Source organism: Pontibacter pudoricolor (genome assembly GCF_010092985.1).
Lineage (GTDB): Bacteria > Bacteroidota > Bacteroidia > Cytophagales > Hymenobacteraceae > Pontibacter > Pontibacter pudoricolor.
Genome location: NZ_CP048106.1, coordinates 3,462,003 through 3,477,462 on the forward strand (window position 1 = coordinate 3,462,003; position 15,460 = coordinate 3,477,462).

General features: G+C 47.2%; 8 protein-coding genes. 4 read left to right on the top strand and 4 right to left on the bottom strand.

What is annotated here, in order from left to right; translation table 11 throughout:
- Positions 1 to 15: 15 nt before the first annotated feature.
- The 4 genes from GSQ66_RS15070 to GSQ66_RS15085 form a co-directional block, all read right to left on the bottom strand.
- Positions 16 to 3,228: an RHS repeat domain-containing protein gene (locus tag GSQ66_RS15070; RefSeq protein WP_162428219.1), complete on the bottom strand. Its 3,213-nt coding sequence runs from the start codon at positions 3,226 to 3,228 to the stop codon at positions 16 to 18.
- A gap of 473 nt (positions 3,229 to 3,701) precedes the next feature.
- Positions 3,702 to 4,430 (bottom strand): P-loop NTPase family protein, encoded by a 729-nt coding sequence (locus tag GSQ66_RS15075; RefSeq protein ID WP_162428220.1) that lies wholly within the window; start codon positions 4,428 to 4,430, stop codon positions 3,702 to 3,704.
- Positions 4,333 to 5,157 carry a helix-turn-helix domain-containing protein gene (locus GSQ66_RS15080; RefSeq protein WP_162428221.1) on the bottom strand — a complete coding sequence of 275 codons (825 nt, stop codon included), beginning with the start codon at positions 5,155 to 5,157 and terminating at the stop codon, positions 4,333 to 4,335. Before GSQ66_RS15080 ends, GSQ66_RS15075 begins: the two co-directional genes overlap by 98 nt.
- Before the next feature lie 330 nt (positions 5,158 to 5,487).
- Positions 5,488 to 5,853 (bottom strand): winged helix-turn-helix transcriptional regulator, encoded by a 366-nt coding sequence (locus GSQ66_RS15085; RefSeq protein ID WP_162428222.1) that lies wholly within the window; start codon positions 5,851 to 5,853, stop codon positions 5,488 to 5,490.
- Positions 5,854 to 6,002: 149 nt separating this feature from the next.
- On the opposite strand from GSQ66_RS15085, the gene GSQ66_RS15090 reads away from it, so the two are divergent.
- The 4 genes from GSQ66_RS15090 (at position 6,003) to GSQ66_RS15105 (ending at position 15,201) form a co-directional block, all read left to right on the top strand.
- Complete coding sequence (locus GSQ66_RS15090) at positions 6,003 to 6,383, top strand: nuclear transport factor 2 family protein (protein ID WP_162428223.1); 381 nt, start codon at positions 6,003 to 6,005, stop codon at positions 6,381 to 6,383.
- 234 nt (positions 6,384 to 6,617) lie between these two features.
- Positions 6,618 to 10,256 carry an endonuclease gene (locus GSQ66_RS15095; RefSeq protein WP_162428224.1) on the top strand — a complete coding sequence of 1,213 codons (3,639 nt, stop codon included), beginning with the start codon at positions 6,618 to 6,620 and terminating at the stop codon, positions 10,254 to 10,256.
- A gap of 371 nt (positions 10,257 to 10,627) precedes the next feature.
- Positions 10,628 to 14,233 (top strand): Ig-like domain-containing protein, encoded by a 3,606-nt coding sequence (locus GSQ66_RS15100; protein WP_238395713.1) that lies wholly within the window; start codon positions 10,628 to 10,630, stop codon positions 14,231 to 14,233.
- Between the two features lie 2 nt (positions 14,234 to 14,235).
- Entirely contained in the window at positions 14,236 to 15,201 is a 966-nt protein-coding gene (locus GSQ66_RS15105) for a PorP/SprF family type IX secretion system membrane protein (protein WP_162428225.1), read from the top strand.
- Positions 15,202 to 15,460 lie beyond the last annotated feature (259 nt).

The following is a 15,460-nucleotide window of genomic DNA, read 5'->3' on the forward strand; positions in this document are numbered from 1 at the left end:
CATAGGTATAAGTGGTCAGGTGCGCATCCGTTGGGTGGATGCGCACCTCGTCATAGGCATCCCCCCTGTCAGGGTTAATGAGTTCTGAGTATAAGGTGCCTCTTCCTGGAAGTGCCACACCCCGCCTGATCTGTACCAGTAGCTGATGACATAGTCCCTGCTGTTGGGCGGGGCCCAGGTGACGGTGTAAGCGCCACCGGAATGGCGCCACCCGGTGCGTGCTCCCCCTTCAGTGCCTGTGGCAGAATCCTCGAAACTTTCATAGAAAAACTCAGTTTTCAGGGCGTTGACACATTCTGCTACGGGTCTTGTACCCCGCTGGTCCCATCTGTAACTTACGCGGGGTCCTCTGGGCTTTGAAACCTGTAGCAGGTTCGACTTAGCATCATAATCGTGGAATATTGCCTGCACCACCAGAGGACCTGATCCCGCCTCCATAGAAATGCTTGCCGGCTCATAGGTATCGGTGCCAAACTTGGCATAACTGGTCAATTGCTTTGTTTGCATCACTCCTTCCACGGACAGCTCCTCTTCCACCAGGTAGTGGTGTCTGCGCCTGGCTGCCATCTCAGCGTAAACGCTCCCTTCTGTCTGGTTCATATCCAGAACGTACTTGTACTCTTGCTCTATCAAGCTGCCTTTGCTGTCGTTGGTTTCCGTCCGTGTCACCAGCCCATGTGTCGAGTTATCGTAAAAATAGCGCGTTTCCGTGGCAATGGAGGCGATCCCTGCCTGGTCGAACTCGGTTGTGACTACCTTATCCAGGTGGGGCCAGGAGGCTGACAGGTAGTAGTATTCAATGGCAAACTCCGTGGCCCGCTGCTGCGAGAGCTGCGGCTCTCCCAGCATGGAGATCCGCTCGGGCTTCAGCACGGCGATCTTGGCGCCCCGCACCCGGTACTCGTTGAGGAGACTCGTATCAATAGCCGTTTTGTATTCCCTGCTTTCTGCCCGAACCGGCAGGTAGGTATCAAGCGTACTGTCATAGCGGTAGTGGGTGGTCCGAATTGGCAGGCCGTTAAGCCAGTGGTTGGTGACTTTGGGCGGGAAAGGGAAAGACACAAACCCGGAGGTAGCCCCTCCGGTGAAAAACTCGTTCAGCGTGTAGCCGTTTCTTTTGTCCCCCACGTAGGTAATCACGCTCCTGTAAGCTACATTTCCCCCTTCCACCGAGGAAAGCGGCATCATGCTGGAAGAAACCTGCGCATTATAAGTACACTCATAAAACGCCCCGTCGGAGCTCTGGTTCTCGGTGTAATGCAGGTATTCGTAGGTGGGCTGGAACATCACCTCCCCGCTGGACCTGGTAGGGTCGCTGGCCGAGGTATACTCATAGTGCCACACCAGCGGATCCCCTGCCAGCGGGTAATCGGACATGCTGCTTACGCGTAACCCACCGGCGTACACATTCCCCTGAAAAAACTCATTCCTGTCCCAGGTAAAGTTGATTATGCCCATAAACGTGGAGTCGCTCTCATCCGGACGCGTGACCGTGATGTTGTAGGTAGCGCCCGGTACCATGCCACTCACAGGTACCTCCGAAAGGCTCCTGCCAGTAAAGTTCCTGGAGTACCCGTTCGGTCCAGTAACCCGGATGGTGGAGTACCCCAAGACGTTGATTCCGTCCGTGCCCGTGTCCCAGGTAGCGCGCATATTCAGCGCATGTACAGGAACGGTAAAGGATGTTACCTGTTCGTACTGGTCCATGGTGCCCGTGGCGCTAATCCTACCGTCACCAACGCGCAGCACGTACTTTTCCACGTAGTGGTCATTGGGTTTATAGGCAAAGACAGTGTAGCCATCGGTGGGGTAGTCGATCCGTGTCAGCACTCCGGCCTTCATGGCGGCAGGGTTAGGCTCACGGTCTGCCCCTTCAGGGAAACCGGCAGCAGGTGCCTTACGCAGCAAGGTAGAATTAGAAGAGCCGTTGAAATACCCCCAATGGTCCTGCCTCATGGACAGGCGTGGTGGAAGAGGCGTAGGCTCGTAAGTGAAGGCATAAGCCGGTTTACCTACCTCTTCTACACTTAGCAGCCTGAGCCTGTTGTCCAATGGATTGGTGCTGCCCGCTGGTCCGGACCTGTAGTAATCATATGCCAAAAGAAATTGTTTTACACGGCCGGGGCTACCGGTATGGGTTACTTCAACCCGGTCCAGTTGCTTGGTGCCCGGCAGATCCAACCTGTCTGTTTCATAGTGAAACACGACCCGCTCCCCCGTGCTGGCATAAATTTGCTTTATGCGTATGCCGTCTGAGGAAGAGGTGCTGCTTTCCGTGCAGGCAGGCAGGTAGAGAGGGCACCCACCGGTATCAGAAAGCCGCGTATAGCGCGTCTGCGAGATTTGGTTCTGGAATTGATTCGGCGCTGACTCGTAGGAGAACGTGACGGTCTCTCCTTTTGCCGTGTTGATTTGGCTCAGGTAAAAGGAGGCGGAGGTGATCAGGGCCTCTCCGCTCGAAGGAGCGCTCGACGCGCAGGAGTTAACAGATGTTGTGGTCACCTGTTCCCGTTCAGCATACTTGAAGCGGTTGCCTTTCCCGTCCGTGATGATGAAGTATTCAGGGAAGGAAGCATCCGCAGATGGCTTGTGGTAGCTGACGTCAATGTCCTGGTAGGGCATTATCCTGCAGTTACCCTGCTGGTCATAAAAGAACTTGCCGCTCAGGCCTGGTGCCGAAAAGGAGAACAGGTCCGGTTGGGTATCGGAATAGTTTTTTGTAGCGGCGTCATTTAGCAGATAATCCGGGTCCTGGTAATAGGGGGACGCGGAAGAGAGGCTGAAGGTCTTGCTGATGGGACGGTCCTGCGGTGTTTTCTGTGTTGTGTTCACCCACCCGGCCGGGGCAAAGTCGTTGAGCCCATTGGTCATCGCACTCACCACCCCTCCTGCCGACAAGCTCCAACCAAGTCCTACATTGCTGGCCAGTTCGTCTACCCGCACGCCTGATGCATGGTAGTTGAGCGAGACTGGGATGGACAGGTCCTTCAGTTGAATTTCGTGAATTGGGATGGCTATATTGGGAACACCGGTATACAGCCCCACCGGAATTTCCCCATACTTTCCAAGGGCAGCTGCTTCAGGGGATTTTGGAATTACCTTTGTTACGGGCAGAGAGGTAGCTTTTTCACCTTCACTTGGCGTCTGCTGCGCTTGCAGAGAAGAAGGGGCTATAAAAAGCACTGTAAAAGAAGCCAGCAACAGCTTCTTTATAATGTTAGTTTTCATGCGATTATGTCTGTTTTCACGTAGGCTCCTACCGCAGGAAAGAACACTTGTTATAAGCTCTTTGGCTAGTAATTACCAATGAACATATCTTCTAATAAAGGTATAGAATATTTTAATATATAATCCATATTATATATATGAGATTTGTTTTAGTTCGGTAGGGACTAACAGGCTGTGTTTTCTTTAACTCCAGCTCTTATGTATTTGAATTTGTTTTAATAAGGAGTTCACTGAAAGAAAGTAAGGTTTTGCTATATTGAAAACCAGCTTTGACATTAAATTTGAGGGCGTAAAACGCCGCGGCAAGCAAGGCCGGAAGCTTCAAGAATATGATAAAGGACTTGTTTGCTTATGTAAGAGATGACTCTCTATCATCTTAAATTTGAGGCAATAAGTGCCAAAGTGGCAACATTCTTATAACAGGCATTATGTAAAATACCTATTGAGAAATTTCTCGCCTGATACTATGATTTCTAATGCCTAAGATCTGGGGCATCTTTTGGAAACTGAATAACATTACACATTTCTCTAAGTCTAGACCTAGAAATATCCTTATAATATTCTGTCAGTTCTTCCACATTTAGGTTAGTAGTGAAATGGCTTTTAGCACCTGTCTTTTTAAAAAATAGATGACGTATATAAATTAGTTCTTGGCCAACAATAATCTTTCTGCCAAAGTGAGTAATTGGAGGGTCTACCCCTAAGTCATCAAATAAACAATCAATTGGTTTACCTGATTGTGAAAAAATAGGTCCAAATCGGTATGGGCTAAGTGCTCTTTCGCCCTTTTCACTACAGTTCATCATTATATCATAAACATATTCCTCCTTAATGCCAGGCTTTATAAACTTCTTGAGCATCAATATGATCTCAGTTTTTCCACAACCAACAGGTCCCATCAATAAAAGACCTTTTTGGGGGTTTATATTTAGCTTTTGCATGGCTTCTATATCTTTTGCAGCATAGGCGGCAATTTTTTCTAATATATCGCGATGCCAGTTAAATTTAATAAGTTTATCTCTTATCTCTTTTGGCCAATTAACACACTGCATGGTCTGTATGAAGTAAGCTAGGATTGTTTCTGTAGACCATTGAGGAGCAATGCTATAACTTGCCGCCGTATTCTTTACTTCTGTCGGTGCTGTGGTAGCTAGAGAAGCCCATCCATCTGTTATCTCTCTTATTGATCGTGCTGTGTTCATTTGTGTTAGTATTTGAATTTTGGAAATTGCTATTTGTTTTATTTAACCAGTTTCTAACTGCTGCCTGCCAATCTAGAATAGGGCCGGCTTTCATTTGCCAGCCTAAAGCGGAATAATAATCTACAAATGACTGGGCCTCTTTGCCTTCTTTCTTGCTAAGCCAAGGCAGCTTTAGGGTTTGCATATAATTCTCTACTTGTTCCTGATTAGGCCACTTTGATTCAAAATGACTTAAAGAAAATTTTTCAGAATTTTTTCTGGCTTGAGAATACCCTTCTCTATCATCCTTATTTTTAATATTCTTTTTATATATAAGGAGTGAAGCCGTATTCTCTGGTCCATTTTGTCCCGAGGTAGAACCATTAGTGTCCATAGGTATAGACAATTCTGGGGTATCCTCACACAGAAAAATGCTTCTTTTATTTCCTTCCTCTTGATTGATTTCAACCCGGATATAACCGATTTTGGCAAGGGCGGTGATGCTCCGGGAAATAGTTTTAGGATCTACACCAAACTTTTTAGCAAAGTGTGCATTGGTAGCCCAGCATTTTTTATGCTTTTTAGCAAGGCCTATTATTTCAGAGTAAATAATCTTGGCAGTTGAGCTCAGGCGCTTATCGTAGCGCACTTCAGCAGTCAGGATAGTTTTGATACCTGGTCTTACAGCAGGTTGCTTTGAGCCTCCTGTGTTTGCTGAGTCTTGTAAATAGGGGTGTTTGTCAGCCATCTCTATTTCTTTTTAGATTTAGGAGATGACTTAGGGTGGCTAGTGGAGGTGTAGCCGGTCTGATGGTAGAAAGCCTCTAAGGCAGCAATATCTTCTTCTAAAAAGTTCGATTGCTGGGCTAGTTGGTCTACCTAAAGAGAAGCCTGACTCAGAAATGAGTCAGGCTTTTTTGTTTTACGGCATGGCACCAAGAGCACTTTACTCTATTCGGCGATTAGCTTTAGTTATCTGCCTTAAATAACAATATACCTGCCGGTCATTCCTTAAACCTATAGTCAGTGGCGATCTAAAAGACATTTATAGACTATAAAGCTGATGTCTAAGCCACTCCTATTTCGCTGCTCCGTAGATTGACTTTCGGTATTCTACACCCCAGTTCGCAATTTCATTAATAATCGGCTCGAGGGTTTTGCCATACTCAGTTATTTTATATTCCACAGTAATGGGTTTGGTGTTCAGGACTGTGCGCGACACTAAATGATTCATCTCTAAATCCTGCAGTTCCTTTGACAGCATTTTTGCACCTATTCCTTCCACTTCCCGAATTAAATCCATGAAACGCATTTTATCACTTTGTAACAAAGTACCAAGAATATGAAACTTCCACTTGCCAGACAGAATTTCCATCGTATCCCGGATGGCCGTGATTCGGGAATTGCAGCTCGCCGTAGTATTAAGGTAGGCCTGTTTTTTCATCTTTAAGGTTGCTTTTTGATGCTTTTACGAAGATACAGAATAACCTATAGTTTCCTAAAGGGAACTAGTTTCAAAAGGGAAACGCATACCATTTGTAAACTTTCAAGGGCGTAGTTTTGCATCAGTATCAATCAATAAAGAAAATAAAAATGAAAAATTCAGCAAGATCAGTAGTAGAGAAAATGTTCACTGCCTTTGGCGAAGGTGATGTAGATAAATTTGTAGGTACCGTTTCCGATGATACGGTTTGGATTTACCACGGCACTCAAATTATCCCTAAAGGTACTTATGAAGGAAAGGAAGGTGCTCGCTCATTCATCAGTGGCATTCTCAATAACACAGAGATTATCAGTTTTGAGCCTCAGCAATTTATAGTTGAAGATAACAAAGTAGTCGTTCTAGGTCAGGAACATCAGAAGGTAAAAAGTTCAGGAAAAGAACTGAAGCAAAAATGGGTTCAGGTGTACACTATAGAAAATGACCTTATCACAAGAATGGAAGAGTTTGCAACATCTGAAGTTGTAAGTTAATATAGGATTTCAGAGGCATAAACGATGCTGTTTCCGCTACCTGGAAGAAGCCTGATTCAGAAATGAGTCAGGCTTCTTTGTTTCTATACTTTCTTATCCAAACTATAAATTCCTGACAATCATATATAAAACTTTAATATATACAGAAAGTTAATAGTTTCTTAATATATGAATACAGTAATATATTTTCTTTAATAAGGTAACTTCGCAGCTTCAACCTCTCAGTTACTTTACATGAAGAAATTTTTACTCGCTGTCAGTTTTTTACTGACCTCTGTGCTGCAGCTCGTAGCGCAATCAGCTCCACCCTCAAATCTTTCGGGAGAAGAACTGAAAGCCTGGCTACGCACTAACTGGTACGATGGTAAACGCCAGGTACTGGACTATAGCACTGCTCGTGGCAAAATGTATAATTACGTCGATAACTATAATAACAAAGTTACCTGCGTGTACTCAGGCTATGAGGTTAGTAAAACATATAGCGAGACAAATACTTCTACCGATGCAGGCATAATCAATTGTGAACATACGGTGCCACAGTCGTGGTTCGATGAAGCAGTACGGATGCGTTCGGACATACACCATTTGTTTCCGACAGTAACGCAGTGGAACAGCGACCGTGGCAGCGACCCGTTTGCCGAAATCCCGGATAACCAGACAACAAAATGGATGCGCGGCCTTGACTTCCAGTCCAGTATTCCAACATCTAACATCGATGAATATAGCGAAGATGGCCCCGGTAAATTTGAGCCACGTGAAGACCACAAAGGTAACCTGGCGCGTTCAGTTTTCTATTTCTACACAATGCATGCCGGGCAAAACTTTGATTCCGGTAAAAATGTGATCACAGCAGTTGCTGATATCAACACACTATACCAGTGGCACTTAAAAGATCCGGTAGATGACCGTGAACGTGAGCGTAACCGCCGCACCGAAGTGGCGCAGGGTAACCGTAACCCCTATATCGACTATCCTGAACTGGTAGCCAAAGCCTGGGGTTTTGCTCCGGTAAACTGCTCTCCGTCCACCCAGCTGAGCAACCTTGCTGTATCTCAGAAAACCACATCATCACTAACTATAAACTGGACAAGCGGCTCCGGCGACAGAAGATTAGTTGTAGTGCGCGAAGGCAGTGCTGTAAACTTTACACCTACCGGAACCTATACAGGTGTTAACGCAGACTATAGTCTGGCAACAGACCACGGCAATGGTCAGCGCATTGTTTACTATAACAGCGGCAGCTCAGTAACTATAACCGGTCTTAAAGCTAATACTACTTATTCTGTGCAGGCGTTTGAGTCGTGCGCATCCGATAAAACTTACAACACAACCAGTGCACCAACTATAGCAGCTACCACCCCGGATTATGCCTGCACAGGCGTGCCAACAGCTGTTACCGCTTTAACTTCGGCAAGTGTTACGCAAGGCGGCTTTAACTTAAGCTGGACGAATGGTTCAGGTGATGGCAGAATTGTGGTGATCCGTAAAGATGAAGCACCAGCATTTGTACCGCAGGCAGGAGCCGTTTATTCTGGTGCAGCTGCAAACTACGCAACAGCGGCACCTTTAACAGATGGCAGCAAACTGATCTATAGTGGCGCAGGCAGTGAGGTCGCAATTACAGGCTTGCAGGCAGGTAACCTGTACTTCGTGAAAGTGTTTGAGATCTGCTCTAATGGCAACCAATACGAAACAGCTGCGGCACCAACACTGGCTGTTACTACGTCAGCGGCCAGTAACCCGCCAACCGGCAATGGTAATATACTCGCGCTACAGGATTTTAACGGAACAGCTAACGATGGTTGGGTTGTAACTTCAGGTTTCAGTAGCTCTAATGTAAATACAGGTTTACCAGCAGGACAGCGCCTGCGCAGTGGCTCAAGTCTGCAAATTGCAGCTGCAACTCGCGAAGTCATCTTTAGTGATGTAAGTATAGCCGGTAGACAAGACGTATATCTTGAACTATACAATTCATCTGTTTCTGGAAGTGATGGAAATGGCTTTGATGCAGGAGATTATCTGGAAGTATATGTAGCTTTAGATGGAGCCGACTTCTCTACTACTCCTGATATCAGGATAACAGGTAACTCATCTACGAATCAAATTCGTTATAGCATGAATGGTACAGCGACTTTGACCACAGTTGCTAATACTCCAGTAGAAAAAATATTTACAGAGTCACTTGTTAATGGCAAGGTGTTGCCAGATGATCAAGCTCCATCAAAATTACAGGTAACTATACCAAATGGTACTGCATCGGTTAAGGTAAAGCTTGGGATCAAAACAAACGCGTCTAACGAGATATGGAACATAGAAGACGTAGCTCTTTATGCTGTAGCCTCTGCTCCTGCAGATTGTGATAACTTAGCTTTAGAAGGCCATGCCGGCGAAGATAAAGTGATAGCTGCCGGTCAGTCGGTTACGATTGGTTCAACTGCAGAAGACGGTTATACCTATAGCTGGTCTCCGGCAGCAGGTTTATCAAATGCAACTATAGCAAACCCTAGTCTTACGCTCACTACACCGGGCACTTATGTTTACACTGTAACTGCTGCTAAAGATGGCTGTACCTCTACAGATGAAGTAACTGTTATAGTAGAAGCAGTATCTGTACCGGCACCTGTAGTTTCTGATGTTACTATCTGCTACGGCGAGTCTGCCACGTTAGAAGTGTCTAATCTGGATCCGAAAGTGATTTACTATTGGTATCGATCAGAAACGACTAATAGTCCATGGGGTCAAGGTGCTACAATTGTTACAGGACTACTTACGGCTACTACTTCTTACTATGTAGAAGCAGTAAATTTTGATGGCACAGCGAGCACTCGTACAAAAGCAACCGTAACTGTTAGCGGAAAAGCGCCTGAGGCTGCAACTATAGCAGGTAAAAACGTAGTTTGTGTCGGTGAGACTATAACATATTCAGCAATTGCACAGGAAGGTGTTACAAACTATACCTGGAGTGTGCCGGAAGGCTGGACTATAGTTGCTGGTGCCAATACAGCACAATTAACGGTAACTTCAGGTAATACTGCCGGCAATGTAACTTTAAAAGTAGCTAACAACTGTGGAGAAAGTCCTGCTGCAAACCTGGCGGTAACGATAGAAACAGCTGTAGCGGGTAATGTAGTAAGCGGGGCGCAGACAGTTTGCATTGGTCAGGCTCCGGCAACTATAATCGGCTCTGCTCCAACAGGCGGAAACGGAACGTACACTTACCAATGGCAGACTAGCACCGACGGTACCAACTTTATGCCGGCTGCAGGTGTTAACACTGGTCAGAACTATAGTTTGGGAGCACTTACTGCAACCACATTTATCCGCAGAAAAGTAATTTCAGGCTCATGTGGCGAAAGCATCAGCGAAGCTGTAAAGATCACTGTTAATGCAACTCCGGCTAAACCAACTATAACCCAGGAAGCGAATAAACTTACGGCAAGTGTGGCAGGCGCAGCTTACGAGTGGGCGAAAGATGGCGTAACTATAGCAGGTGTTACTACACAAACTATAACTATAACCGAGGCTGGCAGCTACACCGTGCGTGTAAAGAATGAAGCTGATTGCTATTCTGAAATTTCTGCGGCGGTGCAGGCAACGGTACAGCCAACTGGCATCGAGGACGAAATTGCCCTTGGTGTGCTAGTTGCTCCAAACCCGGCTCCCGGCAAATTCAGCATCTCTACAGAAAAGCCATTGCAGCAGGCAGAAATAGTTATTACAAACCTGTTGGGCAGCGTGGTGTACCGTGCTACCATACCGGTATTACAGGATAAACTGGAAGTAGACCTGAGCAGGCTTCCGGCAGGTTTATATGTGATACAGTTACAGGCGAAGCAGCTGAAAGTGGTGCGTAAAGTGCTGTTAACAAAATAACGTTATAAATTTATACTTACCTAAGGCCCTGCAGCTAACCTGCAGGGCCTTTTTGCGTTTATATGCTGTACGCCGGTTATTTAATTTCCCTCTTACCCATTTCCGGTGATTTTTAAGTGCGGTTTATAAAAAAGAAGCTGAATTTTTCTTTATTATCCATTGATATAGAGATTGTTATAGTTGCGTTTGTGCCTATTGGGACCGCGGCTGTAGCATAGCGTTTAGCTGAAACTATAATTTCTAAAGTCTTACCATGTATGAACTCCCGGGCGTTGCCTGGTGGTAACTGCTGGAAAAATATACACTAACGGTGGCTGACCATTGCCCGGGCAGTGGTATAGCTGGTGGTTCACCCTTTTAATACTGACTTGATGCGCTTACCTCTGATAAAGCACATATTCTACCCTCTGCTTTTCCTGTGCCTGTTGCTGGCTGGTGTAGCGGTGGCACAGACAACCCCATCGTGCCAGGTAACTATAGATGCGGAAGGGTCCTCATCGCTCTGCCAGGGCGAGTCTGTAACGCTGCGTGCCGTTTCATCTAACCAGATAACCGGCTGGCAATGGTTTTTTAATAATGCTCCTATAGCCGGGGCAAGCGGGGCAACTATCTCGGCAAGTGTTGCCGGCGATTACTCGGTTCAGGTTTCCGGAGCTACCTGCCAGACCACTACTTCAGCAGTTTTTCCTGTAACAGTATCGCCAAAGCCTGCTAATCCTAATTTCCTGGTTACACCAACCACTGCCCAATGTGCCGGCACACCGCTAGCCTTTGAGGTAAACGCACCGCAGCCCGACATTTTTTATACCTGGATCTTCGGAGACGGCAGTTCAGCAAAAGGCGATTCGGTAGGCCATACGTTTAACGATAAAGGAATAAATTTTGCGACTTATAATGTAAAAGTGTTGGCTACAAGTGCACAGGGTTGCCAGTCTGATACCGTAACGCAGCAGGTGCGTGTAGCCCGAATGCCCGAAGCTGTTTTTACAGATTCATCCGATTTCCAGACCTGCTTGCCGGACACCGTAGAAGACGATGAAATTAAAGTGTTTGCTTACATCGAGAACGGCACCGCAGAGCCTTACTTATCAGATATCAGAACATATATTGTGAACTGGGGCGATGGCGGACCGGATGTGCAGTATACGCGCAACGAGTTCCCGATCAGTAACCCGAATGCCTACACCAAAGTTGGCGACTACCCGATAATGATAAGGGCAGTGGCCAGCAACGGCTGCGAGTTTGTGTTCACTCAGAACTATAGTGTCAGCAAAGAACCTAAAGCTAATTTTATACTTAACAAGCAGTCAGCCGCTACGCCATCGTCGTGTTTGCCGGTCATTGTTTCGCTGGGCGATAGTTCTACCGGTGGCAACTTAACTTACAAATGGACCATACAGCCTACCACAGGTTTTACAATTGAATTTGGTGGCCTCGATCAGGATACCCTTGCCCTTTTGTTTACTGAAAGCGGGATCTACCAGATAGAACTTATAGTAGAGAATGGTTGCGACGATGACACCACTTCGCAGTCAGTTGTAGTTGGCTGGCCACAGGTGCAGCTCCCACCAGATACTGTTTCCTGCGGACCAATCGACTTTAAATATACTACGGGCGCTATACCCGGAACCGGAAACGTATTTGTAGACCCGAACCTGGGCAAGATAAAGAGTGCCGTCTGGACGGTAGTCGGGCCGACAGGTGCAAAGCGCACGCTCAGCGGGCAAAACCAGACCATACGCTTTACAGAAGAAGGGGTGCATGAGGTCACGCTCGTCGTCGAGAATGAATGCGGCTCTTCCGAAGAACTTGCCGGAACGTTCCCGATGGTGCAGCGCATAACCGTATTGCCAGTTCCTGAGGCGCCAACTATACAGGATATTACCGTTTGCAGCGGCGACTCGGTATTGCTGGAGCCATCCGGCGGTAGCGGCAACTATAACTTCTATGATGACCAGGGCACATTGCTGCTTACAGGCCCGAACTATACCACCACCAGCATCACCCAGACTACCACATTTAATATAGAAAGCATTGGAGAGGATGATTGCCCGAGCGCGCGCGTTCCTGTAAAAGTGACGGTAGTGCCACCACTGGCGAACAATACCATACAAGGCGACCAGAGCCTTTGCCAGGGTGACGGACCGGCCCCCTTAACAGGAAGCACACCAACCGGCGGAACAGGTGGCGGCTATATTTATACCTGGTTAAGCAGTACTTCGGGTCCGGATGCAGGGTTTGCACCAGCGGCAGGTGTTAACAACGATGTAAACTATACGCCTCAGCCTCTAAGCCAGCGTACATGGTTCCGCAGGTTAATATCTGTTGCCAGCTGCTCTCCGGATACCAGTAATGTCGTGTTAGTCAATGCCGTGCCTAAGATCCAGAACAATACTATTTCAGAGTCTCAGGATATCTGTGCGGGACAGACACCGGAGCCACTTGTTGGTTCGAGGGTTACAGGTGGCGATGGCGCAGGCTATACATTTAAGTGGCAGGTAAGCACCGAAGGTCCGGCAACAGGCTTTGTGGATGCCCCAGGCAATAACACCAGCGAGAACTATAGCCCCGGCATACTTTCGCAGGCATCGTGGTTCAGGCGGGTAGTAACATCGGCGGGTTGCGTGGTTTTCTCGGAGCCTGTGATGATCGACATCGTTCCACCTTTAGATAACAATACTATTACAGCGGCGCAAACAGTTTGTGCTGGCAATACACCAGCCCCGCTTACAGGTTCAGCGCCAACTGGCGGAACAGGTGCCTATACATACCTTTGGGAGAGCAGCATAACCAGTGCAACTACAGGTTTTGCGGCAGCGGCCGGGACCAACAACGGACAAAGCTATACGCCGGGCAACCTGGGTGTAAATACCTGGTTCCGAAGAACAGTAACATCAGAAGGTTGCGAAGCGGATGTAAGCGAGGCCATACTAATTACAGTTAACCAGGGCGTTGCCAACAACAGCGTTAGCGCACCGCAAACCATTTGCGCCGGCGAAGTGCCGGAAGCATTAACAGGATCCACCCCGATTGGCGGAAGCGGTACCTACACTTACTTGTGGCAAAGCAGCATTTCAGGTCCGGACACGGGTTTTGGTTCAGCAGCTGGCACAAACACCAACGCAAACTATACGCCGCAGGCACTTACCCAAACTACCTGGTTCAGAAGAGTGGTTGATTCGCAAGGGTGTAAATCTACTTCAGAGGCTGTGCTTATAACCGTAAACCCAAGGCCGTCGCCACCGATACTTACCGTGCGCGATGCGACTACCTGCCCGGGCGGATCGACTACGTTAACAGTACAAAATGCGGGTGGCGGAATCTACCAGTGGTTTACAGATGCTTCTGGCGGCGAACCGGTCTTTGAAGGAGCAATTTTCAAGACGCCAAACTTAACCCAGCCAACCACCTATTATGTGGAGGCAGTGAATACAAACGGCTGTTCCAGTGCAACCCGTACCTCGGTAAATGTAGCTATAGTTGACCCTGTGGCTGATGCCGGCCCGGATGCAACCATCATACAAGGCAGAACGATAGAGCTACGGGCTACCGGAGGCGATACGTATTTATGGGAACCAGCCGAAGGCCTGAGTAACCCGAAAATTGCTAACCCTGTTGCAAGGCCAAATGAGACCACCACCTATAGGGTAACTGTGAGTACCGGGGAAGGCTGTACCGCCACCGATGAAGTAACCATAACGGTTATTCCTGCCCTTGTTATACCCAATGCCTTCACGCCTAACCACACCGATATGGTAAATGAGGTATGGGAGATCAAGAACATCGAAAATTACCCCGATGTGCGCGTTGAGATCTTTAACCGCTGGGGCAATCTGGTGTTTACCTCCAATGGCTATGGCACCCCATGGGATGGCACCCTGAACGGCGAAGACCTGCCGGTGGCAACCTACTATTACATGATTTACCTGAATAAGTCTGAGCAACCAATTTCGGGCAACGTTACCATTATCCGTTAACTATGAAAAAGCTATGCCTATACCTGCTGTTGTTTTTGGGAGTGATGTGCGTGCAGAAAACAGCCGCGCAGCAACGGCCACAGTATAGCCAGTACATGCTGAATAACTATATCTTGAACCCGGCTATAACAGGTATCGAGAATTATGCCGACATACGCATAAGCAACCGCCGGCAATGGGTTGGGTTGGATGGCGCCCCGGTTACCTATTACCTTACAGCGCATACGCCACTGAACAAAGGGGCCGGAAGCACGCAATACCACAGAGCACTGGCACACCATGGCATAGGAGCCACTTTCCATACCGATAAAACAGGCCCGCTGCGCCGAACCGGAGTATCTTTTTCTTATGCGTATCATTTGCCATTAACCAACTCCATAAATGTGTCAGGTGGTACTTCTGTAGGTGTCATCCGGAACAGTATAAATGCCAGCGACCTGGAGTTTGGAAACAACAACGACCCTTTAGTAGGTGGCGGCAGCCTGAACAACAATGTAGTAGATTTGAATTTGGGCCTCTGGATCTATTCGCGCAATTTCTCTGTAGGTGTGGCTGGTGCCCAGCTGCTTGAGAATGTGGGCAGCTTTACCGCCGCCGAAGAAGAACGTGCCGCCCTGGACCTGCAACGCCATTATTTTGCAACAGCCAGCTACCGTTTTGAGCCTACCGCCACCCTGGATGTGATACCATCTGTAATGGTAAAAATGGCGAGCCCAAGCCCGACTTCTGTAGATGTAAGCTTGCGCACGATTTACGATGAGCGGTTCTGGATAGGTGCAGCTTACCGTCACAACGATGCTATAGTTGGCATGGTGGGTGTGTACGTAAGCCCGCTGCTGGATATTTCGTATTCTTACGATGCCACAACCTCTAACCTAAACCAGGTAAGTGCCGGCACGCACGAGGTAGTGGTTGGCTTTAAATTACTTAACAACAGGCGTGTACTTTGTCCGCAATGGATCTGGTAGAATGTCCGTAAATTACAACTATACACTTTTAAAGGCGCAGCTCAGGTTGCGCCTTTTTTGTTGATTCACTTTCTCTGTAAACGGACCAGATAATTGTACACTTTTAAAAAGCTATAGGTAGTTAAGTTTTACGATTTTTATAATATTCATTATCAGTTAGTTTTGTTGTATTTATAATTTTATTATATTAGTGTACATCTATGTATACTGATTTCCGGCTTGCTATGTTATAATGGTTGTTTAGTTTTGCATTTATCTA